This window comes from Kitasatospora sp. NPDC041988 (genome assembly GCF_055588525.1).
Genome location: NZ_JBVJCO010000043.1, coordinates 56,675 through 78,285, shown reverse-complemented (window position 1 = coordinate 78,285; position 21,611 = coordinate 56,675). Strand labels below are relative to the sequence as shown.

Below are 21,611 nucleotides of genomic sequence, written 5' to 3'. Positions count from 1 at the left end.
TACATTCCGAACCCGGAAGCTAAGCCTCACAGCGCCGATGGTACTGCAGGGGGGACCCTGTGGGAGAGTAGGACGCCGCCGAACAATCATTCACAAATAGGCCCCATCCGGGAACGGATGGGGCCTATTTGCATTTCTGCTGCGGCCCCACACGCACGCCGCCCGCCGACGCGCCCGGGGAACCGGGGAAGCGTCAACGGGCGGCGGGCAGGGGCGTTCTCAGCGTTCTCGGTGGTGCTATGCGGAGAGCCGCGTCAGCGCGTCCTCGACGGTCAGCTCCTCGCGTTCCCCGGTGCGCCGGTCCTTGACCTCGACGACGCCCTCGCCGGCCCGTCGGCCGACCACCAGCACCGTCGGCACGCCGAGCAGCTCGGAGTCGGTGAACTTGACCCCGGGGGAGACCCCGGCGCGGTCGTCGACGATGACCCGCACCCCGGCCGCCGCCAGCTTCTCGGCGAGTTCCAGCGCCAGCTCCGTCTGGACGGCCTTGCCGGCCGCCACGACGTGGACGTCCGCAGGCGCGACCTCGCGGGGCCAGCAGAGGCCCTGCTCGTCGGCGGTCTGCTCGGCCAGCGCGGCGACGGCGCGCGAGACGCCGATGCCGTACGAGCCCATGGTGACCCGGACCGGCTTACCCTCCGGGCCTAGGACGTCGAGCTCGAAGGCGTCGGCGTACTTGCGGCCCAGCTGGAAGATGTGGCCGATCTCGATCGCCCGGTCCAGCCGCAGGCCGGTGCCGCAGCGCGGGCAGGGGTCGCCCGGCTCGACGACGACCACGTCGAGATACTGCTCGACCTCGAAGTCGCGGCCGCAGACCACGTTGCGGGCGTGCGTGTCCTGCTTGTTGGCGCCGGTGATCCAGGCCGTTCCCGGGGCGATCCGCGGGTCCGCGAGGTAGCGCACCCCGGTCAGCCCCTGCGGCCCGACGTAGCCGCGGACCAGGTCGGGCCGGCCGGCGAAGTCCTCGGCGGTGACGAGCTCGACCTCGGCCGGGGCGAGGTGTTCGGCGAGCTTGCCGAGGTCCAGCTCGCGGTTGCCGGGGATGCCGACGGCCGTGATCTCGCCGTCGACCTTGACCAGCAGGTTCTTCAGCGTCGCGGACGCCGGGACGCCGAGGTGCGCGGCCAGCGACTCGATGGTCGGGGTGTCGGGGGTGGGGATCTCCTCCAGCGGGGGGTGCGCGGCCCCCTCGACCGCGGGTGCGACCGTGGTGACGGCCTCGGTGTTGGCCGCGAAGTCGCACGCGGGGCAGTCCGCGAAGGTGTCCTCGCCGGCCGCGGCGGGGGCGAGGAACTCCTCGGAGGCCGAGCCGCCCATCGCGCCGGAGACGGCGGAGACGACCCTGAAGTCGAAGCCCAGCCGCGTGAAGATCCTGATGTAGGCCTCGCGGTGCAGCCGGTAGGCCTCGCCCAGTCCCTCGTCGGTGACGTCGAAGGAGTACGAGTCCTTCATCTGGAACTCGCGGCCGCGCAGCACACCGGAGCGGGGCCGGGCCTCGTCGCGGTACTTGGTCTGGATCTGGTAGAGGATCACCGGCAGGTCCTTGTAGGACGTGCACTGGTCCTTGACGACCTGGGTGAAGATCTCCTCGTGCGTGGGCCCGAGTACGTAGGCCGCGCCCTTGCGGTCCTTGAGCTGGAAGAGCAGGTCGCCGTACTCGTCGGCGCGGCCGGTCGTCTCGTAGTTCTCGCGCGGGAGCAGCGCGGGCAGCAGGACCTCCTGGCCGCCGATCGCGTCCATCTCCTCGCGGACGATCCGGGAGACGTTCTCCAGGACCCGCTTGCCGAGCGGCAGCCAGATCCACACGCCGGCGGCGGAGCGGCGGACGTACCCGGCCCGGACCAGCAGCTTGTGGCTGGTCGTTTCGGCGTCGGCCGGGTCGTCCCGCAGTGTCTTGAGCATCAACTGGGACATACGCAGGACCATTTGGCTCTCCCCGGAGGTTCGTGAACGCTTCCGCGAGCCTATCCAGCCTTGTGACGCCTGCCGCAGGAGCACCGCCGGCCCCCGGGCCGCACGCGTTGCCGGCGCACCCGGCATGGCCGCCGCCGGTGGCTGGCTGTGGCCGCCCCGGACCCGCCCGACGGGCGGCCCGGGGCGGCGGCGGACGGCCGGAAACGGCGGTGTGGCGGGGGAAGCCCATGCTCAGCGGGGGTCCGCCCGCCGGGCCGGAGGGACCGGAAGGTAGCATGAGGGCACCCTCCTAGCTCGAAAGATGGACTTGTGACTGTCAACGACGACGTGTTCACGGACTGGAAGAACCGCGAGGAGATCGCGGAGTCGATGATTCCGATCATCGGCCGACTGCACCGGGAGAGGGACGTCACAGTCCTGGTTCACAGCCGCTCCCTGGTGAACAAGTCGGTGGTCAGCATCCTGAAGACCCACCGGTTCGCCCGCCAGATAGCCGGGGAGGAGCTCTCGGTCACCGAGACGCTGCCGTTCCTTCAGGCGCTCACCACGCTGGACCTCGGTCCCTCGCAGATCGACATCGGCATGCTCGCCGCCACCTACGGTGCCGACGACCACGGCCTGTCGGTGGAGGAGTTCACCGCCCGCGCGGTGGCCGGTGCGACGGGTGCCAACAAGATCGAGCGCTCCGGCTCGCGTGACGTCGTGCTCTACGGCTTCGGCCGCATCGGCCGTCTCGTCGCCCGCCTGCTGATCGAGAAGGCCTCCGACAACGGCCTGCGGCTGCGGGCCATCGTCGTCCGCCAGGGCGGCGACCAGGACATCGTGAAGCGCGCCTCGCTGCTGCGCCGCGACTCCATCCACGGGCAGTTCCAGGGCACCATCACCGTTGACGAGGCGAACAGCACGATCATCGCCAACGGCAACGCGATCAAGGTCATCTACGCCAACGACCCGTCCGAGGTCGACTACACGGCGTACGGGATCAACGACGCCATCCTGATCGACAACACCGGGAAGTGGCGCGACCGCGAGGGTCTGTCGAAGCACCTCCGCCCCGGCGTCGACAAGGTCGTCCTGACCGCCCCGGGCAAGGGCGACGTCCCGAACATCGTGCACGGCGTCAACCACGACACGATCAAGCCGGACGAGCAGATCCTGTCCTGCGCCTCGTGCACCACCAACGCGATCGTCCCGCCGCTGAAGGCGATGGACGACCAGTACGGTGTGCTGCGCGGCCACGTGGAGACCGTCCACTCGTTCACCAACGACCAGAACCTGCTGGACAACTACCACAAGGCCGACCGCCGCGGCCGCTCGGCACCGCTCAACATGGTGATCACCGAGACGGGGGCCGCCTCGGCCGTCGCCAAGGCGCTGCCGGACCTCAAAGCGAAGATCACCGGCAGCTCGATCCGCGTGCCGGTGCCGGACGTCTCGATCGCCATCCTCAACCTGCAGCTGGCCCGCGAGACCACGCGCGAGGACGTCCTCGAGTACCTCCGCGACATCTCGCTGACCTCGCCGCTGAAGCGCCAGATCGACTTCACCACCGCGCCCGACGCGGTGTCGAACGACTTCATCGGTTCGCGCCACGCCTCGATCGTCGACGCCGGCGCCACCAAGGTCGAGGGCGACAACGCGATCCTCTACCTGTGGTACGACAACGAGTTCGGCTACTCCTGCCAGGTCATCCGGGTCGTCCAGCACGTCTCCGGCGTCGAGTACCCGACCTTCCCCGCCCCGGCGGTCTGATCCCGGGGTTTCGATCCCGGTCCTGATCCCGCGCAGGCCCGAAGGCCGCTCCCGCTTCCGGCGGGGGCGGCCTTCCTGCATGGCGCGGGTGCCGGCCCGGCCGTTGCGCCGGGCCCGCCCCGGAGGCGAGGGCCACCCTTGCTATTGACGGTGGCATGCCAGTGTCGGGAGGATGCCGGGGTCGTCCGTCCGGGCCGAGGAGAGGGACACCGATGGCTGTTCGTCCGCTGATTCGCCGAGCCGGCCGCCTGCTGGGGGCGGCCGTGCTCGCCCTCACCGGGGCGCTGGCCGCCGCCGGACCCGCGCAGGCCGACTTCGGGAGCGACTATCACGACCCGGTCAGCGCGGCCAAGCCGCTCACCAGACCGGACACCCGCTCCTGCACGGTCGAGGTGATGCACGACCAGCCGTTCCGGGACGGGTACGGCAATCCGCCGGACACGCCGTACAGCGCCACCGTGGCGCCGCCCGCCGGGTGTGCGGGGCCGTGGTCGGCCGTGGTCATGGACCTGCACGGGCAGGTGGCGGGGCGGCAGTTCGACCGGCTGTTCAGCGTGCGGGTCGGCGGGGTGCAGGTGCTGCTCTCGTCCACGCCCGAACCGTCCAAGGACGGGATCGAGTGGGCGGTCGAGCGGGACGTCACCCGGTATGCGCCGCTGCTCGCGGGAGGGGCGCAGCCGTTCTCCTTCGACCTGGCCAATGTCACCGACGGCACGTACACCGGCGTGTTCCGGATCTCGGCGAGCTTCACCTTCTACACCACCTCCGCGCGGTGGCCCGCAGCCCGCACCGCCGACCGGATACTGACCACCGGGGCGTTCGGGCTCACCCAGGCCGCCCCGACGGCGGCTCGCGAGCTCACCTTCCCGCAGAACCTGGAGCGGCTGACCGCCGAGGTGTACGCGCGGGGCGGGGGAGCCTGCGAGGAGTTCGCGTACGCCTCCGCGCCGGACGAGTTCGCGCGTGCCAACCCGGGGAGCGGGGCCTGCGGCAAGGGACCGTTCCGTGAACTGCGGCTCAGCATCGACGGACGGACGGCCGGTGCGGTCTGGCCGTACCCGGTGATCTACACCGGCGGGTGGGACCCGCTGCTCTGGCGGCCCACACCCGGCATCTTCGCGTTCGACCTGCCGGCCTACCGCCTCGACCTCACCCCGTACGTCGGCCTGCTCCTGGACGGCCGCCCGCACAGCGTCGGCATCACCGTCAACGCGGCCGAGGCCCAGGCCAACGACCTCTGGAGCGGCCAGGTCAACCTCTTCGCCGAGACCGACCACGGCGCCGCCCGCACCTCCGGGCAGCTCACCGAGTACCGGGTGGCCCCCGAGGCGTCGGCCGGGACGGTCCTCGCGGACCACGGCGGCGGCAGCGGGGACTGGGCCGTGACGGCGGACCGGCACGACCTGGCGCGCGGCTGGGTGCAGACCTCGCACGGGCGCATCACCACCGAGGTCCGCGACGACCTCGCGTTCCGCTCGGCCCAGCAACTGCGCGACAGCGGCAACGACCTGACCTTGCACAACCGCACCGACCTCACCCGGACCACCGCCACCTGGGGCGCCGGCCCGCACCGCACCACCACCGTCCACGAGGGCGAGCCGCTGGACGTCACCTACAAGGTCACCCACGACGCGGCCGGCAACAGCGACCAGCGGACGGCCATGGAGCTCGGCTACCACCGCGAGGCCACCACCGCCGTCGGAGCCCGGACCACCGAGCGCTCCACCGTCGACCACACGCTGCGCCCGACCGCCCACCGGCACGACGGCGACACCACCGTCCGCACCGGCGGCTCGGCGGAGGACTACCGCAGCACCGGGCCGGACGGGCCGTACCACCGCAGCATCACCACGCTGGACGGGTGGCCGGTGGGGTAGCCCCGGGGAGGGGGACGGGGCGGTTCGGGTGAACGGGGGCGGTGTGTCCGGGACGACGGCGGGCGTGGCGGCGACAGCCGGTGTGTCGTGGCAGTCGGACCGAACGGCACCACCCAACGCCTCGGAAGGGGACACCATGACCCGGTCGAAGACCAGGGCCGCACAGAGCGTCGAAGAGGTCATCGAGCGGATGCGGGCGATCGAGGCCCGGCTGGACCCGCGGGACGGCGTCGCCTGCTTCAACCGGATGTACCTGCGGGTCACCGAACTGGTCGGTGAGCGACTGGTGGCCGGCTACTTCCAGGACCAGGCGTTCATCGAGCGGCTGGACGTGGTCTTCGCCAACCTCTACTTCGACGCGGTGGACGCGGCCGAGGCGGGCCGCCCGGTGAACGCCTCCTGGCAGCCGCTCTTCGAGGCGAGGGACAACCGGGTGGTCTGGCCGATCCAGTTCGGCTTCGCCGGGATGAACGCCCATATCAACCACGACCTCCCGCTCGCCGTGGTGGCCACCTGCATCGAACGCCGCACCACCCCGGACACCCCGCCCGTGCACGCCGACTACCTCAAGGTGAACGAGCTGCTCACCCAGGTCGAGGCGGAGGTCCGGGCCTCCTTCGAGGCGCAGATCGTCAAGGTCACCACCGGAGCCGTCGAACCGCTGAAGCACATCGTCGCCAGCTTCTCCGTCGCCCGCGCCCGCGACGCGGCCTGGGCCACCACCCAGACCCTCTGGCACCAGCGCAACCTGCGACCGCTCTACGACGCCACCCTCACCACCGTCACCGCGGGCGTCGCCCTGGCCGGCCGGATGCTCCTCACCCCCGTGCTGCCCCCGGTCGACCAGCCCGACGACGCCGCCTGACGGGCTCCCTCCTCTCTCCTGGCCCGCCCGCCGGGGTCAGGCGGTCGGCCCAGTCCGGCGGGCGGCGGCGGGGCGGGCCGGTTGGACTGGTGGGCGACCGCCCCGCCGCAAGGCCCCCGAGAGGGAAGGCCCCCTGCAAGGCCCCCGAAAGGCCCCGCCGATGTCCCAGCCGGTGTCCGCCCCGCCCCGCCGCTACGACGACCTGCGCGCGCTGGTCCTCAACTGCACGCTCAAGCGCTCACCCGAACGCAGCCACACCCAGGGCCTGATCGATGTCAGTACCGGCATCATGCAGCACCAGGGCGTCCAGGTCGACGTGCTCCGCGCGGTCGACCACGACATCGCCACCGGCGTCTGGCCCGACATGACCGAGCACGGCTGGGAGACCGACGACTGGCCGATCCTCTACAGCCAGGTGATGGCCGCCGACATCCTCGTCCTCGCCGGCCCGATCTGGCTCGGCGACAACTCCTCCGTGATGAAGACGGTGATCGAGCGTCTGTACGCCTGCTCGTCGGTCCTCAACGCCCAAGGCCAGTACGCCTACTACGGCAGGGTCGGCGGCTGCCTGATCACCGGCAACGAGGACGGCGCCAAGCACTGCGCGATGAACGTCCTCTACAGCCTCCAGCACCTGGGCTACACCATCCCGCCGCAGGCCGACGCCGGCTGGGTCGGCGAGGCCGGCCCCGGACCGTCCTACCTGGACGAGGGCTCCGGCGGGCCGGAGAACGACTTCACCAACCGCAACGCGACCTTCATGACCTGGAACCTGCTCCACCTCGCCGGCCTCCTCAAGGACGCCGGCGGCATCCCCGCCCACGGCAACCAGCGCTCCGAGTGGGACGCGGGCTGCCGCTTCGACTTCGAGAACCCCGAACACCGGTGAACCGCAACGGGAATCACCGTCGAAGCGGGGTCAGCGCCCCCGGAGAGGGCGTCGGCTTCCTCGGGGGGCGATGACCTGACCGCTGTCCCGCACGAGGTACTTCCCGGGGCCGGAAACGAGCCGAACCTCGACCTCCAGCCCCACACGTGATGAGGCGCCCCGCCCGGGAGTCGGGTACTGCCGGGGGGCGAGGTGGGTCAGCTGGTGGTGGCCGGGGCGGTGAACTGCTCGCGGGGCCCGAAGTCCGTGTAGGTCACGGTGATGACGGACGTGACGGTCGTGGAGCCGCGGGGGACCTTCATGGACTGGTTCTGTGCCAGGATGCGGCCGGCCCGGTCGATCCAGACGTCGTAGTCCTTCCCGCTGACGCCCTGATCGGACATCTTCTGGAACTCCTTGGGGTCGATGGCCTTGATCTGGTCGACCGTCAGGCGAGCGCCGAGGTGGTACGCCGCGACCCCGTTCTTCTGCTCCATGCCCTTGCGGGCGCCGGGGCCGGCCTCAACGAGCGCCTTGGCGTATAGGGTGCCGGTGTCCTGGGGCGAGGAAGCGTCGCTGCTGCTCAGGCTCCAGGCGCTGCCCGCCTTGGTCTTGTCACGCACGAAGGTGCCCTTGCCGGTGGCGAGCGACTCCATCCAGAGCGTCGGCTCGTCGCCGTCGCCGAGCATCATCTTCGTCTCGGTCCGGGCCTCATAGGTGGGAGTGTTCACGTTGACCCGGCCGGTCGCGGTGATCACGGACCCCTGGCCGTCGGCCGTCGCGGTCGTCTTCATGGCCAGCGTCGCGGAGTACGGTGTCCGGTCGGACTGGGCCAGTGCCACCGCGGGATCGAACGCTCCGGAGGCGTCGACCGGGGCGCCCGTGGCACCCGCGGTCGCAGTCGGCGTGGTGGTCGCGGCGGGGCTGGGCGTTGGCTCCGACGCGGTCGCGGTCGGCGGCGCACTCGCGCTCACGGTGGCACCGGTCGTCGCCGAGGTACCGCCGGCCGGCGGGGCGGACTGTGCGTCGCCGTCGTTGCAGGCAGCCACGGCGGACAGGGCGAGCAGCGCGGCAGCGGTGGTCAGGGTGGTGCGGCGGATCGTCACAGAGGTCTCCGGTCAGGTGGATGAACAGGAGAACACTTTCACGAAAAAGCCCCATCTTTCGACGACGCTTCTGATCGGCCCGCCGCGGTGGAGCCCGTTGCCCTGGCCGGCGCCGGGGACTACGGAGACTCCCTCTACGGCCGGGTGCTGGACGGGTCGGGCAGCGTCGGCGACGACGAGATCGACGCCCTGGACACCTGGGCGCAGGCGCTGAACGGGATCTCCATCCCGATGATGCTGGCCACCGCCGTGGTGTTCATCGTGTGGTTCTACCGCGTCCGAGAGAACGCGGATCTGCTGGTACCGAACGGACACCGCCTCGGGCGCGGCTGGGCCATCGGGTCCTGGTTCACCCCGGTCGGCCTCCTCTGGTTCCCCTGGCAGGTGATGGCGGACTGCTGGCAGGCGAGCGCCCCGCTCGGCGCCGACGGGCGGCGGCGCGCGCTGTCGCAGAAGGTGCTGGTCCCTGTGGTGGTCCACCTGGATCGGCTCGCTGGTAGTCGGCCGGATTGCCGGCTCCATGACGAGGTCCGTCGACATGTCGATGTACAACGGCTTGAACAACCTGCGCGGCGCCGCTCTGGCGGAGGCGGCCGGCTCGACGCTGCGGTTGGTGGCGGCCGTCGCGGCGATCGTGGTCGTCCACCGGCTGACGGCGATGCAGCAGCGCCGCTGGGCCGTTGAGGCAGCACCGCCCCGACGAAGGCCTCGGCCGTTCACGGGGCGGTCTCACCTCCAAGATCCACCTTGACGGCGGGGGGCCGACCGCTGTCCGTACTGATCAGGAACTCAGTCGGCGTGCCTCAAGGAGGTAGGTGAAGGAGTCGTGGCGCTTGGCCGGGGCCGTGAATCCGGCCACAGCTCCGGAGAAGGCGATGAGCGATCCCACAAGGTCGGTCTGGCGCAGAGTCCACAAGGCGCCCGCGCCGCCCAGGGCCAGCGAGGCCAACGGGCGGCCCCACGCCCACCGGTGTCGGCGGAGGGTGGCGGCAAGCTCGGTGATCTCCTCGGAGCGGTCGCGCAACAGCCGCTCGCGCTCAGCAGGGTGATCGAAGTCTTCGAGCATCCTGACGAACTTCCGCAGCTCACGGGCGTAGGCCCGGTATTCGCTGCCGTGCTCGCGGCGGAAGTCGAGGATCTCGTCGAGCGGTACCGGTGAGAGGTCGAGGCCGATGTCCGTCAGGTCGCGGTGCAGGGTGAACGCGGCGGTGGTATCGCCGGGCCTGGGTATGTCACCGACCAGGTGGAGGCGGTGGTCGGTGATGCGTCGCTGCGCGGCGAGGCCCAGGCCCATGAGGATGGCGGCGTGTGCCGCGGGCGGCATCTCGATCATGTCCGGACCCAGATCGGGGCGGCGACGGATCACCGCACCAGTCTCCAGCATCTCGTCCACGAGCGCGGCCCTCAAATCCCCGGGGCCGCAGTGGGGATCGGTGAGAAAGCTCGGTACCCCGAGTTCGTACAGAAGCTCTGCTCTCAACTCGGGTTCGTCCTCGGGGAGAACGAGGGAGGGTGGAAGACTCCGATTTGCGCTCTCCTGGATTCGGCGAGCGTTCTCCGCGTCCAGCCAGGTGTCGGGCTCCAGGTTGTGCAGCAGCCCGGCGGCGCGCAGCGGGCCGGCCAGCTGTTCCTCGCGGGCCACCACCGTCTCGAAGTGGTTGTCGGGCAGCAACAGGGCGAAGCCGTCGAAGTAGAGCAGCAGGCTCTTCATCCGCCCCACGGAGGCGGCGTCCCAAATCCAGCCAGGGTAGTAGTGCGCCAGCTCCAGCGGCGCGCCGTCAGTGCTCATCCGACCAGTCTGGCAGCGGACCGTGCCTGTGTGGGGGGCGATCGACGAGATCGCGCTGGGGCCCGGCTCTACCGGCTTGCTGGATCCTTCGTGATCCGACCACCGTGCATCGTTCGCCCCGGCGCAGGGCGGGAATTAGACCGGACCACGCTCCGCAGCCAGGACACCGCACCGAACGTCCACGAGAGCGAGCACGCAGCACGACCATGTCCACTCCCTGGGCGGTGGCGGAGGTGCCGTCCGTGGTGGGGAAGCTGCCGACCGCGACCCAGCCGCCGGGCAGGACGGTCAACCCAGCGGTGAGGCCGACCACGCCCGGACACGGACGCCCGGGGCCGGCTGCCGGGGCGCAACAGCGGCCACCGCCCCACGAACGGGACGACGGCCGCAACACCCCGGCGAGCGAGGCGGCTACGCGCAGAGCGCGAACATCTCGTTCACCGCCACCTTCTCAGGCGCGGTCATGCGTCCTCGGCTGCCTGGACGAGGTGTTCGCCGCTGCGGTCGGCCAACTCGCATTCCCCCAAGGGCATCGAGCGCACCAACGAACGCCTTGAGAGGTGTGCGGCGGGGCCACCGGAGCGGGTCCCGGCCAATCCATACCGTCCGCCGACCGGGACGTCGCGCGGCAGACGCATGTCCGTGTTCAGCACGATCCGGTAGGGGCCCGCCTGCTGCTACGGCTGCCACCCGTCCGGTCAGCGGCGGTCGTTCAGCGGTTCACCGCGCGCATTCCGTCCTCGTCGTAGCGCTCGCCCTCCACCTTGGGCAACTCGGCCTCGATGCGGGCCAGGTCCTCATCGGTCAACTCGACGTCGACCGCGCCCGCGTTCTGCTCCAGGTAGGTGCGGCGCTTGGTGCCCGGGATCGGCACGAGGTCCTCGCCACGGGCCAGTACCCAGGCGATCGCCAGTTGGGCCGGGGTGACGTGCTTCTCCGCGGCGATCTCCTTCACCTTGTCGGCGAGCCGGAGGTTGGCCGCCAGATTGGCCTCGGCGAAGCGCGGGTTGGTGCGGCGGAAGTCGTCCTTGTCGAGCTCGTCCGGGGAGCTGAAGCGGCCCGCGAGGAAGCCGCGGCCGAGCGGGGAGTACGGCACGAAGCCGATTCCGAGCTCCCGGCACGTGGGGAGCACCTCGGCCTCCACGTCCCGTGTCCAGAGCGAGTACTCGCTCTGGACGGCGGTGACCGGGTGGACGGCGTGGGCACGTCGGATGGTCTCGCCGCTCGCCTCGCTCAGCCCGATGTACCGCACCTTTCCCTCGGCGACCAGTTCGCCGAGCGCGCCGACGGTCTCCTCGATGGGCACGGTCGGGTCGACCCGGTGCTGGTAGTACAGATCGATGCGGTCGGTGCGGAGCCGCGCGAGTGAACCGTGGACGGAACTGCGGACGTGCTCGGCCGAGCCGTCCTGGCGGCCCACGGTCGACATGTCGCCCGGAACGGCGCTGTCCATGCGGTAGTTGAACTTCGTGGCGATCACGTACTCGTCACGGTGCCCCCGGATGGCCTCGCCGACCAGGGACTCGTTGGTGAGCGGTCCGTAGACCTGCGCCGTGTCGAGGAAGGTGATGCCGAGGGCCAGGGCGCGCCGGATGGTCGCGACGCCCTCGTCCTGGTCGGCCGTGCCGTAGAAGGCGGACATCCCCATGCAGCCGAGGCCGATGGCCGACACCTGGAGGTCCCGCAGACTGCGCTGTTGCATGTGTCGTGCCAGCCCTTCGTCTCGTTCTTCCCGTGGCCCGACGCCTTCCGACGCCCCGGTCCGGGCGACCGCTCGGCCTCGTCTCCTCGGAGTGGACCTTACGGCGCCGAGGTCTTCCGGAGGCGGACCGGCACGGCCGGGTACAGGACGCCCGTGCGAGGCATTGCCCTACCGGCGAGCCGGCTTACGGCCTGGACCGGACCGGACCGGACCGGCCGGGACCGGCCGCCGGGCCGCATGCCCGGCCGGTCTGCCGGGGGCGACCGGCGGCGCTGTGCGCCGCCCTTGAGTAAGTGAAGAAGGCTTTCGACATCACGGCGACACGATGCTGACCGTCAGAAGTGCGACGTGGCCGACGCCCGAGCCAGACGACGCGAGCCTGTCCGTCTACAGGCTCGGCCGGTGGTCAGCCCATTTCCGGAGGGGCGGCGAGGGTTCGGAGGAGGTACCCGGTGTCCCGGCCGCAGTTCACGGGGTTGCGCGCAGGGCGTGTTGAAGGCTTGCAATGAACCGGTGGAGCACGGCGGGGTGTCCGGCGGCGCGGGAAGGGTTGAGCTCGCAGATCGAGAGTGCTCGGAAGCGCGGGTCCCGGCAGGCGGTGTCCAGTGCCTCGGAGAGGGCGTCGAGTGTGGGGCCGCTGTTGCGGCCGTCCGTGCTTTCGGCGAGCGGCGCGTCGGTGAAGTCCAGGACGTCGACGTCGAGGTGCACGGCCAGGGGACCGGACGGGAGCGTACTGAGGGCCCGTGTCACCTCGGCTCCCGGCGTGGTGGCGAGATCGATGTGCGAGCCCCATCGCAGGCCCAAGCCTCTTGCCTGCTCGCGTTCCCAGGAGGTGGCGGCCTCGGGGTCGATGCCGAGGAGGTGGAGCCGGTCCGGGGCGAGCAGCGGGCGGTGGGCGAAGGCGGCCGCCAGCGGCTCCGCGGCTCCGGGCAGGTCCAGTCCGTGGGCGAGCCCCATCCAGTCGAGGGCGCCCTCGTGGGTGCTCGCGGGTGTGTTGAGGTCGAAGTGCCGGTCGATGTAGAGCAGGCCGGCGTCCGGGTCGCGTTCCGTGAGAGCTGCCATCACGCCCAGTGCGACGGTGCAGTTGCCGCCGATAACCAGAACGTCCGAGTCCTCCTCCAACGCTCCGGCGACTTGGTCGGCGACCGCTCTGACGGCTTGGACCACTGCCGCGAGGTTCTGGGCCCGCGGGTGCTGCGGGTCGGGGGCCCACACGTGCAGCGGCCCGTCTCCTGCATCCCGTACCCGGCGGCCCGCCGCCCTCAGGCGATCGATCAGGCCCAGCTCGCGCAACACGCTTGGTGCGGCCTCCTGGCCGGGTGCGTAGCTGCCCGCACTGGTCGGCGCGCCCACCACAACGAGATCTCGTCGCATCCACCCATCATCGCCGTCCGCCCGGACGGGCGCGAGCGGGCTGCGCCTGCGAGTCACCGGGGGAGTGACGATGCCGCACGGAGAAGACGCGGGCCGGCCCCCCGGTGGTGAGCTGCGGCTCGACGCGAGCAGGTCAAGCGACGTCTCGCGCCCATCGGCTTTGGCCCCGGTCAGCGTGGACGCGACCGGTAGGCCGTGCAGAGTGCAGACCAGTCGCCGGGCGATCGCCCACCCCGCCAACGGCGCTGGCTGGACGCGGAACCGTGGGTCGTGCCGTTCCCCGGTGCCGGGACGTGGGTGGGCGTCGGAGTGGCAGGCACGAAACGGCTGGGAGAAGAGTTCGGTACCCCCGCCGCATCCGTGACCGGATCGCAGTTCTCGGCTACAGGATGACAAGCAGCTTGGTGCCCGTAACCAACTTCCGGTTGACGGACGTCGATTGGACGAACACGGTGTACGACGGGTTGTCGCCCGGCTTCACCGTGGCCTCCGACTGCGGCAGGCCGAGGAGCTGGCGGGCCGCCGGGCCCGAGAACACCCTGCCGGTCATCCGGCCGGTGGCCGGGTCCTTCTCCGCCACGGCGAGCTGCTTGTTGCCCTGGATCTTCTCCCGCTTGGACAACTCGTAGAAGGCGCAGCCGGTCTTGTACTGGTGCCCGGCGCTGGTGACGAAGTCGCGGATCGGCGTCTGCTGGTCGACCGGGATCAGGATGTACTTGCCGGTGTCCAGGGCATCGAGGTTGGCCTTCACCTCGGCGGTGTTCAAGTCCTGGCCCATGGTGAAGAGGTTCTTGGTACCGCGCACGCCCTGCTCGCGGCCCCGCAGGAAGCTCGTGGCAGCCGACTTGACGGTGCCGATGGCCTCCTCGACGCCCTTGCTGGAGTCCGCGTCCCAGATCGCGATGTTGCCTGCCGGGAAGCCGTATTCCTGAGCGGTGCGCTTGGCGAGGGAGTTCGGGACCAGGATCGCCGAAGTCCAGTGGTCAGGAAGGTTGTCCATGGCAGTCTGGATGCGGCCCAGCCACTTGCCCAGGACGGCGCTGCCCCGGCTGCCGCCCATGCGGGTGTGCATCTGGCCGGTCTCCGAGAAACCCGAGGCGTTCTCCTCGCCGTCGGTGACGACGACCTGAAGGAAGGAGTGCTCCCCGTACCCCTCCCAGATGTTCTTCAGGTCGTCGATGGACTTCACGGCCGCCTCGATCAGCGCCGTCGCACCGTTGTTGACCTGGTAAAGGCCCCGCAGGGACGGCAGGTGCTTGACGTCCATGTCCCAGACGAGGTTCTGCACCTCGTGATCGAAAGCGTAGAGGCTGATGCGGGTCTCGTGGCCGAGCCGGTCGGACTCCTCCTGGAGGCCCTTCACGAACTCGTCCACCACACGGACGAGCTGCGCCTCGTGCTTGCGCATCGAGCCGGAGTTGTCGACCACGAGCGAGACGTGGTTGACCTTGTGCTTGATCCTGTTCGCAGCCATGGTTCTACCCCTTTTCCAACGCTCTTTCGACGCTCTTCCGGCGTCCCCTCCAACGTTGCTTCCACAGTAGGAGGGGGCACTGACAATGCGGAACGTCCGGAGCGTGGTGCTTGCGGGGGCCGGGTACTAACGTTCTGCCGAGTTGTCGCTGTGATGGGGGGACGTCGCACATGCGCCTGCTGTTTTGGTCAACGGCCTTTACTTGTACTGGTGTTGCGGTCGCGCTGGCTCTGTGGGCGGTCCTCGGGGACGCCGCCGGGGCCGAGCGTGCGAGTGCCGTCGTAGGGGCGATCGTCGGCCTCGCCGGGCTCATCGCCTCGGTGTACGCCCTGCGGGGGAGCGGGCAGGACGGGGGTGGCGCCGTCCGAGCCGGTGGACGCGGTGCGGTCGCTGCCGGGGGGAGTGTGACCGGCAACGCGATCGGCGCCGACAGCAGGGTCACGGGGACGGTCCGGGCCCCGCGCGGCCTGTCCGGGCCGGGGCGGGCCGTGTCCGCCGAGGGCGAGGGGGCGGTGGCCGCCGGGGGTGATGTCGCAGGGAACGCGCTGGGCGAGGGCGGCGAGGTGGCCGGCTGATGCCCGGGTCGCGCTTCCGGCGGCGCGGGCCGCACGACCCGGCCGAACCCGAGCGGTCGGCCGAGCACGTGGCGGTGCAGGGCGGCGGGGTCGGCGCCGGCTCCGACGTCGCCGGCAACGCCATCGGCCCGCGCAGCTCGGTGACGAACAACTTCAACTACTACGGGACGGGGGATCCCGACCCCCGCGCCGGAGCCCCGGTGCCGGCGGGCACGGCCCCGCCGGTGGCTGCGGCCCCTGACGAGCGCCGCTACCAGGTGTTCGTGAGCTCGACCAGCCTTGACCTGAAACTGCACCGCGAGGCCGTCATCGACGAGCTCGTCAAGGAGGGGTACATCCCCTCTGGCATGGAACTGTTCGACGCGCGGTCGGAGGGCGCCTGGGAGGTCGTCGAGCGGGTGATCAACGACTGCGACTACCTCGTCCTCATCCTCGGAGCGCGGTACGGGGACGTCAACGGGGACACCGTCAGCTTCACGGAGCGGGAGTACGACTACGCCCGCTCGCTGGGCAAGCCCATCCTGGTGTTCGTCCACGCCGATCCCGTCGAGCTGCACACGGACAGCTGGCAGCCGACGCCGGGCGAGGCGGAGCGGCTCGCCGTCTTCCGGGAGAAGGTGCGGAGCGAGCGGCTCTGGAGGTCCTGGCGCACCACCGCCGACCTGCGCAACGACGTCACCAGGTCGCTGCGGCTGGCGGTCAGGCACAATCCCCAGCCCGGCTGGGTCAAGGGCAACTCGACCGCCCACACCTTCTCCGCCGAGTGGCAGAACCTGGTGGCCCCGGGAACGCAGATCGGTGTGGCCCGGATCAGCGTGGACGGGCAGGCCGGCAACGCCCTGAGTGAGAACCTGGGGAAGGCCTCGTCGATCGGGATCATGTCCACCAGCGGAAAGCGGCTGATCGAGATCCAGACGCCCTACCTGACGAAGGCACTCGCGGCCGGGGCCCGGATCCGCGTCCTGGTGCCGACGCCCGACGGGCAGTTCCTTGCCGACGTCGACGAGTCCGAGTCGCTGTGGGACCAGCGCTCGCCGATCGCGGCCGAGGTGCGCGAGGTGGAATCGCGGCTGCGGGCGATCGTCCGTGAGGCCCGGGCACGCAGCACGATCGCCGGATCGGTCGAGATCGGGTTCTTCACCACGCACCTGCGGTCCACGATGATTCTGTGCGACCGGACCTGGGGATGGGTCACGCTGACCCTGCCGCCGGCGAGGGCCCCGGAGACCCCGTCCCTGGAACTCCGCGGGACTCGGGAGTTCAGTCTGATCGACGCCTGCTGGAAGCACTTCGACCGGACCTGGGCCATCGTCGAGGAGCGCGGCGAACTGAAGACGATCTCGTGAGGCGATCTGCGATGGACTTGCGCGACACGGCGGCCCTCTCCTCTGCCGCGACGGAACGCTGGCGCGACCGGTACTCTGCGGCCCAGGACTTCATGCGGGCGCGGCGCCACCTGCCACGTGTGCTGATCGAGGTGGCGGCCCAGCACCCGCTGGTCGACGGTGCCACGCCCGGCGAGGAGTTCGCGGCCCGGCTGCGGCGCGGCCACGAGCTCTTCCAGGGGTACCTGGAGGCCGGACGCCCGGTGGAGATCTACGTGCCCGGCAGTCGCCACCGGCACCTCGGGGTGGAGGACGAGAACAGCCTCAGCCGGGCCGGCGGGGACTTCCTGGAGAAGCTCGGCGTGCCGCCCTCGGCGGTCCACGGCGACGACCTCAACGAGCGGTACAAGGGCGACGCCGGCGTCTACGGCTCGGCGGACGAGTGCTTCGTCGCCGCCTCGTACTTCAGGGACGGTGGCTTCGGCACGCTCGTCTCGGTCTGCTCGCCGGCCCAGATGATGCGCAAGACCCTGCACTACCTGCAGTTCGGGGTCTACCCGCTGAACCACACGGCGCCGACGCCGGAGGGCTTCCACGACTTCCTCTACGAGCTCCTGGTCGCGGTGCCCGAGGTCATGGGCACCGACGACACGCTCCAGGACCCGGGCTCGGGCGGGGCCGAGCGCCTGCGGGCCGACCGCCGCCCCTCAGCGGGCTGACGTCCGTCGATGCGGGCCGACGTGCGTCGATGCGGGCCGACGTGCGTCGATGCGGAGTGGGCGGACCTCACCGGGGTGGGGTCCGCCCGCTTCGGGGTGAGGGGGCGGGAGGGCCAGGGCGCCGCTGCGGCTCAGCGCAGTCCGGCGAAGAGGTCGTTCTCGGGCAGGGCCGCCCCGGTGGTGTCGTCGACCCGTACGAAGGTCTCGACACCCATCAGCTGCGTGAACCTCTCCTTGCCCATCTTCAGGAAGAAGATGTTCTCGCTCTGACTGGCGTGTGCGGCCAGCGCATCGAACTTCTGGCCGCCGAACTCGGTGGTGTCCACCCAGGTGGTGATCTCCTCGTCGGGAAGTCCGATCTCGGGCATGGCGTCGGCCTCCGCCGGATCCGGCTCCTCCCAGTCCGCGCCGAACTCGCGCATGACCTCGCCGAATCGCTTCATCGTCGAATGCGGTGCCGTCGTCCAGTACACCTTCGGCGTCATCCCGGTCAGCGCCAGCGCCGCCGTCGTGATCCGGTTCGCCTGGATGTGGTCGGGGTGGCCGTAGAACCCGTTCTCGTCGTAGGTCACGACCACGTCGGGCCGGTACCGCAGCAGCAGTTCGGCGAGGCGGGCGGCCGCCTCGTCCACCGGCGTCCGCCAGAACGACCCGGGCGCGTCGTTGGCCGGCCAGCCCATCATCCCGGAGTCGGCGTACGCGAGCAGTTCGAGATGACCGACCTTCAGGACCTCACAGCTCGCTTCGAGTTCCCGGCGACGCATCGCGGCGACGGCCGCCGGGTCGTGCCCGGGCTCGCCCGGCTTGACGCCTCCCGGACCGTCACCGCAAGCACCGTCGGTACACGTGACGAGGACCGTGCGAACGCCCTCCGCCGCGTACCGCGCGAGCACACCCCCCGTTCCGGTGGCTTCGTCGTCGGGGTGGGCGTGCACCGCCATCAGCGTCAAGGGTCGGTCAGCCATCAGAACCAGCCTCCGGTGTGTCGAGTGTTCGGCCCAGTCTGCCTCGGCCGGCAGGACCCGTTCGAGGCGGGTGCCGTCGTCGACCGCTGACCGGCGGGTGACGGTTCCCGGGCCGAGGCCGCACCGGGCCCGCGGCCGGCCCTCGGCCGGAAGGCGGCGGGCCTCACCGGGCGATCCCCTCGCGCGGTGCCGCATGACGGGTGCGGGCGATCCCGGGGTAGCGGACCGTGCAGAGGACCGGGAGGGCGAACACGGCGACGGTGAGCAGGGTGCGGGCGTCGCCCGCGTCCGGCCGGTAGCGGCGGAGCAGGGCGCCGCCGGTGCACGGGTGCCCGTTCGGGCGGGAGGCTCCGGGGCCGGTGCTCAACGGCCCGGGTCCGGCGGCTGTTCGTCCAGGAGCCGGTGGAGCAGCCCGTCCAGGTCGAGGTGGTGCCGTTCCGTGCCGAACGGCACCATGCGCCCGGTGGCGGCGAGGAAGGTTCTGACCGGTGCGGCCTTCGCCCGGAGGACGACCGTGCCGTTCACGCCGCCGAGCGCGATGAAGAGGGTCTCCGAACCGGCGCCCGTGCCCGGGTAGACGGACACGTCGCCGATGCCGGCCCAGGCGTCCACGCCGTCGGCCAGGAGGTCGCGGGCGAACATCCAGGTGATCGGTTCGTCGAGGTCGGTGTGGTTGTCCAGGTACACCGCGTACGGCTCGGCGGCGTCGTAGCGCAGGCAGGCGGCGACCGGGACGGTGAGGCCGGGGCAGACGACGGCCTGGAGCTCCAGCGGCATGGCGCAGAGCCCGGCGGGTGTGCGCTGGGAGGGGACGCGCGGGGTCTCCGGGCAGGTCACGCCTCCTCCCCGGGGTGCGGGGTGGTGGTGCCGCGCCCGGGGCGGAAGAGCTGCGGGGGTTCGGTCAGGTGGCACCACTCCTGGTCGGGGCGGCCGGGCACCATCCGTCCGGCGTTGCGCCAGAGCAGGGCGAGGTGGGCGAAGATCGGGGATTCGCGCAGGACCGTTTCATGCAGAAACGTTTCGTCGAGGGCGCTGCCGCTCGCCCGGAAGTCTGAGCTCATACCGGGAACAACGAGCGGAGCCAGCTGCGGCAACACCCCTGCGGCCGGAGGCGGGCCCGACGCGCGGACGGCGGGCCCGCCCTCGGTCAGCAGGGACCGTCGAAGTCCCAGTCGTTCTGCGCCACGCTGGAGCACGACCCGGAGAGCCCCGGATCGACCGGGCCCGGGCACTGGCGGTCCCGGTTGACCGACCAGTACGTGTACCGGGCCAGCTTGTGCGCGAGCGCGAAGTCGAGCACGGTCTGGAAGTCCGCGGTCCCGCCGGACCCCCACGCCCGGAGCGGTCGTCAGCCCCCGCCGCCCGCCGCGCGGACGGCCGCCAGCAGGCCGCTCACCGCCGGGGACCACGGCCGCCCGCCCGGCCCGGTGAGCGTCAGGGTCCGGTGGACGGCCGGGCGGATCGGGACGAGGACGCAGTCGGCCGGCAACATCGGCTGTGCCAGGGCGGGCATCACCGAGACCCCGACGCCCGCGTGCACCATGCCGATCAGGGTGTTGAGGTCGCGGATCCGGTGCCGGGGCGCGAACCGGACGCCGGCCCGCCGGTAGGCCTCGCGGATGTGGCGCTCGCAGCCGCCCTCGGAGAGCAGGAAGTCGTCGTCCTCCAGCTCGGCCACGTCGACGGCCGCCTCCCCGGCCAGCGGGTGGTCACGGCGGAGCAGCGCGTGCATCGAGTCCGCGCCGAGTGCCACCGCCCCGGGCGGCACCGGATCGGCGTCCACCAGTACGGCGGCGTCCACGGTGCCCGCCTCCAGCCAGACGGCCAGCTCGTCGTCCTCGCCCTCGAAGACCCGGACGGTCAGCCGGGGGTGCGCCGCCCGCCAGTCCTGGAGGAGTGCCGGCAGCAGCCCTTGGCAGACGGTGGTCGGCGCGGCCAGCCGGACGGTGCCGGTGAGGCCGCCCGAGTGGCGGGTGGCGATGGTGCGGACGGCCGCCGCGGAGGCCACCGCCGTCCGGGCGTGCGGGAGGATCTGCTCGCCCAGCGGGGTCGGCCGGGCCGGGGCGGTGCGGTGCAGGACGGGCGCGCCGAGGGTGCGCTCCAGCGCGGCCACCGCGTGCGAGACGGCGGACTGGCTGATGCCCAGTTCGACCGCGGCCGCGCCGAACCCGCCCGCGTCGGCGACCGCGATCAGCGCCCTGAGCTGGGCGAGATTGACCTCCGATGCCATGAGACTTCCTCATCCGTCCGGCATGACCACTTGTTGGACTCATGATCCGACCCCGCGCCACCCTCTGTCCACGAGTACAAGTGCGAGCACGAGTGCAAGCACGAGCACGAGCACGAGCACGAAGGTGCGTGACGGTACGAGAGGGCGGGTGGTCGGGGTGCGGCGCTGGTGGCCGGGGTTCGTGGCACTGTCGGCGATCTGGGGCGCGAGCTTCGCGCTGATCAAGGTGGCCGTCGACGCGGGGGTGCCGCCGCTGTGGGTGGCGTGCTGGCGCTGCGTCCTCGGGGCGGCGGCGCTCTGGGCGATCCTCGTGCTGCGCCGCGAACCCGCCCCGCGCGACCTCGCCGCCTGGGGCCACTCGGCGGTGGCCGCGCTGCTGCTCAACGCCGTGCCGTTCACCCTCTTCTGCTACGGCGAGACCCGCGTCAGCTCGGTGCTGGCCGGGGTGCTGAACGCGACCACCCCGCTGTTCACGCTGCTCTTCTCGCTCGCCACCGTGCCCGAGGAGCGCCACCCGGGCCCGCGCCGGCTCGCCGGGCTCGGCCTCGGCTTCGCCGGGGTGCTGACCGTCCTCGGCGGGTGGCACGGTCTCGGACCGGGCGCGGCGGCCGGCGGCCTCGCCTGCCTGGCCGCCGCCTGCTGCTACGGCGCCGGCTTCGCCTACCTGCGCCGCCACCTCTCCGCCCGCCCGCATTCCGCCACCGCCCTCTCCGCCGTCCAGATCTCCTGTGGGGCCGTCGAGTTGGCCGTGGCCGCCCCGCTCGCCGCCGGCGCCCCGCACTGGCCCGGCGCGGGCCCGGCCGCCGCCCTGCTCGTCCTCGGCGCGCTCGGCACCGGCGTCGCCTACATCCTCAGCCTCACCCTGGTCCGCACCGCCGGGACGGCCGTCGCCGCCGCCGTCACCTACGTCACGCCGCTCTGGTCGACCGCCCTCGGCGCCCTCCTGCTCGCCGAACCCGTCGGCTGGAACGCCCTCCTCGGCGGCGTCGCCGTGGTCGCCGCCGTCGCGCTGACCCGTCGGCCGGCCGCGCCCGCGGCGGCGCCGAAGGCCCGTCAGCCGGTCGGTTAGGCTGGCC

19 protein-coding genes, 1 rRNA gene and 3 pseudogenes are annotated in these 21,611 nt (G+C 71.5%); 10 read left to right on the top strand and 13 right to left on the bottom strand.

The genetic code is table 11. The features are described from left to right. Positions 1-84 (top strand): 5S ribosomal RNA (gene rrf, locus ACZ6NC_RS32535); the annotation flags it as partial. Positions 85-237: 153 nt separating this feature from the next. Here rrf and ACZ6NC_RS32530 read toward each other — a convergent pair. Further along, positions 238-1,926 (bottom strand): proline--tRNA ligase, encoded by a 1,689-nt coding sequence (locus ACZ6NC_RS32530; protein ID WP_465737446.1) that lies wholly within the window; start codon positions 1,924-1,926, stop codon positions 238-240. A 297-nt stretch (positions 1,927-2,223) separates the two neighbouring features. On the opposite strand from ACZ6NC_RS32530, the gene ACZ6NC_RS32525 reads away from it, so the two are divergent. The 4 genes from ACZ6NC_RS32525 (at position 2,224) to ACZ6NC_RS32510 (ending at position 7,297) form a co-directional block, all read left to right on the top strand. Then, on the top strand, positions 2,224-3,666 hold the full coding sequence (locus ACZ6NC_RS32525) for a glyceraldehyde-3-phosphate dehydrogenase (protein ID WP_465737445.1): 1,443 nt from the start codon (positions 2,224-2,226) through the stop codon (positions 3,664-3,666). 212 nt (positions 3,667-3,878) lie between these two features. Then, the gene (locus ACZ6NC_RS32520; protein ID WP_465737444.1) at positions 3,879-5,543 is read left to right on the top strand and encodes a peptide-N4-asparagine amidase; all 1,665 of its coding nucleotides are present in this window, start codon (positions 3,879-3,881) and stop codon (positions 5,541-5,543) included. Between the two features lie 136 nt (positions 5,544-5,679). Continuing rightward, positions 5,680-6,408, top strand: a complete 729-nt coding sequence (locus ACZ6NC_RS32515; RefSeq protein ID WP_465737443.1) for a DUF5995 family protein — start codon at positions 5,680-5,682, stop codon at positions 6,406-6,408. Between the two features lie 160 nt (positions 6,409-6,568). Continuing rightward, positions 6,569-7,297: a flavodoxin family protein gene (locus ACZ6NC_RS32510; protein ID WP_465737442.1), complete on the top strand. Its 729-nt coding sequence runs from the start codon at positions 6,569-6,571 to the stop codon at positions 7,295-7,297. Between the two features lie 197 nt (positions 7,298-7,494). On the opposite strand, the gene ACZ6NC_RS32505 is transcribed toward ACZ6NC_RS32510, so the two are convergent. Then, positions 7,495-8,382, bottom strand: coding sequence for a hypothetical protein (locus tag ACZ6NC_RS32505; RefSeq protein ID WP_465737441.1), 888 nt, complete (start codon positions 8,380-8,382; stop codon positions 7,495-7,497). Positions 8,383-8,469: 87 nt separating this feature from the next. On the opposite strand from ACZ6NC_RS32505, the pseudogene ACZ6NC_RS32500 reads away from it, so the two are divergent. Further along, positions 8,470-8,980 (top strand): annotated as a pseudogene (locus ACZ6NC_RS32500) (DUF4328 domain-containing protein); the annotation flags it as partial. A gap of 183 nt (positions 8,981-9,163) precedes the next feature. On the opposite strand, the gene ACZ6NC_RS32495 reads toward ACZ6NC_RS32500, so the two are convergent. The 5 genes and pseudogenes from ACZ6NC_RS32495 to ACZ6NC_RS32475 form a co-directional block, all read right to left on the bottom strand. Further along, complete coding sequence (locus ACZ6NC_RS32495) at positions 9,164-10,171, bottom strand: hypothetical protein (RefSeq protein ID WP_465737440.1); 1,008 nt, start codon at positions 10,169-10,171, stop codon at positions 9,164-9,166. Positions 10,172-10,883: 712 nt separating this feature from the next. Further along, positions 10,884-11,873, bottom strand: coding sequence for an aldo/keto reductase (locus ACZ6NC_RS32490; RefSeq protein WP_465737439.1), 990 nt, complete (start codon positions 11,871-11,873; stop codon positions 10,884-10,886). A 468-nt stretch (positions 11,874-12,341) separates the two neighbouring features. Continuing rightward, positions 12,342-13,247, bottom strand: coding sequence for an arginase family protein (locus tag ACZ6NC_RS32485; RefSeq protein ID WP_465737452.1), 906 nt, complete (start codon positions 13,245-13,247; stop codon positions 12,342-12,344). 120 nt (positions 13,248-13,367) lie between these two features. Continuing rightward, positions 13,368-13,463: pseudogene (locus ACZ6NC_RS32480) on the bottom strand (IS982 family transposase); the annotation flags it as partial. A 166-nt stretch (positions 13,464-13,629) separates the two neighbouring features. Beyond that, complete coding sequence (locus tag ACZ6NC_RS32475; protein ID WP_465737438.1) at positions 13,630-14,721, bottom strand: vWA domain-containing protein; 1,092 nt, start codon at positions 14,719-14,721, stop codon at positions 13,630-13,632. A 170-nt stretch (positions 14,722-14,891) separates the two neighbouring features. Between ACZ6NC_RS32475 and ACZ6NC_RS32470 the strand changes: the two genes are divergently transcribed. Genes ACZ6NC_RS32470 through ACZ6NC_RS32460 form a run of 3 tightly spaced genes read left to right on the top strand, consistent with a single transcriptional unit; the run spans position 14,892 to position 17,340 of the window. Then, a complete protein-coding gene (locus ACZ6NC_RS32470; protein ID WP_465737437.1) occupies positions 14,892-15,296 on the top strand; it encodes a hypothetical protein in 405 nt (134 codons plus the stop codon). Beyond that, on the top strand, positions 15,296-16,642 hold the full coding sequence (locus ACZ6NC_RS32465) for a DUF4062 domain-containing protein (protein WP_465737436.1): 1,347 nt from the start codon (positions 15,296-15,298) through the stop codon (positions 16,640-16,642). Before ACZ6NC_RS32470 ends, ACZ6NC_RS32465 begins: the two co-directional genes overlap by 1 nt. An 11-nt stretch (positions 16,643-16,653) precedes the next feature. Further along, entirely contained in the window at positions 16,654-17,340 is a 687-nt protein-coding gene (locus ACZ6NC_RS32460) for a hypothetical protein (RefSeq protein WP_465737435.1), read from the top strand. Positions 17,341-17,471: 131 nt separating this feature from the next. Here ACZ6NC_RS32460 and ACZ6NC_RS32455 read toward each other — a convergent pair whose 3' ends face one another. The 6 genes and pseudogenes from ACZ6NC_RS32455 to ACZ6NC_RS32430 all read right to left on the bottom strand — a co-directional run bounded on the left by ACZ6NC_RS32455 (position 17,472) and on the right by ACZ6NC_RS32430 (position 20,535). After that, on the bottom strand, positions 17,472-18,305 hold the full coding sequence (locus ACZ6NC_RS32455; protein WP_465737434.1) for a PIG-L family deacetylase: 834 nt from the start codon (positions 18,303-18,305) through the stop codon (positions 17,472-17,474). 163 nt (positions 18,306-18,468) lie between these two features. Further along, entirely contained in the window at positions 18,469-18,672 is a 204-nt protein-coding gene (locus tag ACZ6NC_RS32450; protein WP_465737433.1) for a hypothetical protein, read from the bottom strand. Beyond that, the gene (locus ACZ6NC_RS32445; RefSeq protein ID WP_465737432.1) at positions 18,669-19,142 is read right to left on the bottom strand and encodes an SsgA family sporulation/cell division regulator; all 474 of its coding nucleotides are present in this window, start codon (positions 19,140-19,142) and stop codon (positions 18,669-18,671) included. Before ACZ6NC_RS32445 ends, ACZ6NC_RS32450 begins: the two co-directional genes overlap by 4 nt. Next, complete coding sequence (locus ACZ6NC_RS32440; protein ID WP_465737431.1) at positions 19,139-19,366, bottom strand: hypothetical protein; 228 nt, start codon at positions 19,364-19,366, stop codon at positions 19,139-19,141. The genes ACZ6NC_RS32445 and ACZ6NC_RS32440 overlap by 4 nt, the downstream gene beginning before the upstream one ends. A gap of 101 nt (positions 19,367-19,467) precedes the next feature. After that, a pseudogene (locus ACZ6NC_RS32435) lies at positions 19,468-19,620 on the bottom strand (chitinase); the annotation flags it as partial. A gap of 33 nt (positions 19,621-19,653) precedes the next feature. Then, on the bottom strand, positions 19,654-20,535 hold the full coding sequence (locus ACZ6NC_RS32430; protein WP_465737430.1) for a LysR family transcriptional regulator substrate-binding protein: 882 nt from the start codon (positions 20,533-20,535) through the stop codon (positions 19,654-19,656). Between the two features lie 124 nt (positions 20,536-20,659). Here ACZ6NC_RS32430 and ACZ6NC_RS32425 point away from each other — a divergent pair, with 124 nt between their 5' ends. Then, positions 20,660-21,604 (top strand): DMT family transporter, encoded by a 945-nt coding sequence (locus ACZ6NC_RS32425; protein ID WP_465737429.1) that lies wholly within the window; start codon positions 20,660-20,662, stop codon positions 21,602-21,604. Positions 21,605-21,611: the final 7 nt, after the last annotated feature.

Excerpts from the sequence above, each read along its gene's own strand:
- ACZ6NC_RS32465 (WP_465737436.1), top strand. The coding sequence starts at position 15,296 with ATGCCCGGGTCGCGCTTCCGGCGGCGCGGGCCGCACGACCCGGCCGAA.
- ACZ6NC_RS32520 (WP_465737444.1), top strand. The coding sequence starts at position 3,879 with ATGGCTGTTCGTCCGCTGATTCGCCGAGCCGGCCGCCTGCTGGGGGCG.
- ACZ6NC_RS32530 (WP_465737446.1), bottom strand. The coding sequence starts at position 1,926 with ATGGTCCTGCGTATGTCCCAGTTGATGCTCAAGACACTGCGGGACGAC.
- ACZ6NC_RS32515 (WP_465737443.1), top strand. The coding sequence starts at position 5,680 with ATGACCCGGTCGAAGACCAGGGCCGCACAGAGCGTCGAAGAGGTCATC.
- ACZ6NC_RS32440 (WP_465737431.1), bottom strand. The coding sequence starts at position 19,366 with ATGAGCTCAGACTTCCGGGCGAGCGGCAGCGCCCTCGACGAAACGTTT.
- ACZ6NC_RS32455 (WP_465737434.1), bottom strand. The coding sequence starts at position 18,305 with ATGGCTGACCGACCCTTGACGCTGATGGCGGTGCACGCCCACCCCGAC.
- ACZ6NC_RS32460 (WP_465737435.1), top strand. The coding sequence starts at position 16,654 with ATGGACTTGCGCGACACGGCGGCCCTCTCCTCTGCCGCGACGGAACGC.
- ACZ6NC_RS32475 (WP_465737438.1), bottom strand. The coding sequence starts at position 14,721 with ATGGCTGCGAACAGGATCAAGCACAAGGTCAACCACGTCTCGCTCGTG.
- ACZ6NC_RS32510 (WP_465737442.1), top strand. The coding sequence starts at position 6,569 with ATGTCCCAGCCGGTGTCCGCCCCGCCCCGCCGCTACGACGACCTGCGC.
- ACZ6NC_RS32430 (WP_465737430.1), bottom strand. The coding sequence starts at position 20,535 with ATGGCATCGGAGGTCAATCTCGCCCAGCTCAGGGCGCTGATCGCGGTC.
- ACZ6NC_RS32490 (WP_465737439.1), bottom strand. The coding sequence starts at position 11,873 with ATGCAACAGCGCAGTCTGCGGGACCTCCAGGTGTCGGCCATCGGCCTC.
- ACZ6NC_RS32495 (WP_465737440.1), bottom strand. The coding sequence starts at position 10,171 with ATGAGCACTGACGGCGCGCCGCTGGAGCTGGCGCACTACTACCCTGGC.
- ACZ6NC_RS32470 (WP_465737437.1), top strand. The coding sequence starts at position 14,892 with ATGCGCCTGCTGTTTTGGTCAACGGCCTTTACTTGTACTGGTGTTGCG.
- ACZ6NC_RS32485 (WP_465737452.1), bottom strand. The coding sequence starts at position 13,247 with ATGCGACGAGATCTCGTTGTGGTGGGCGCGCCGACCAGTGCGGGCAGC.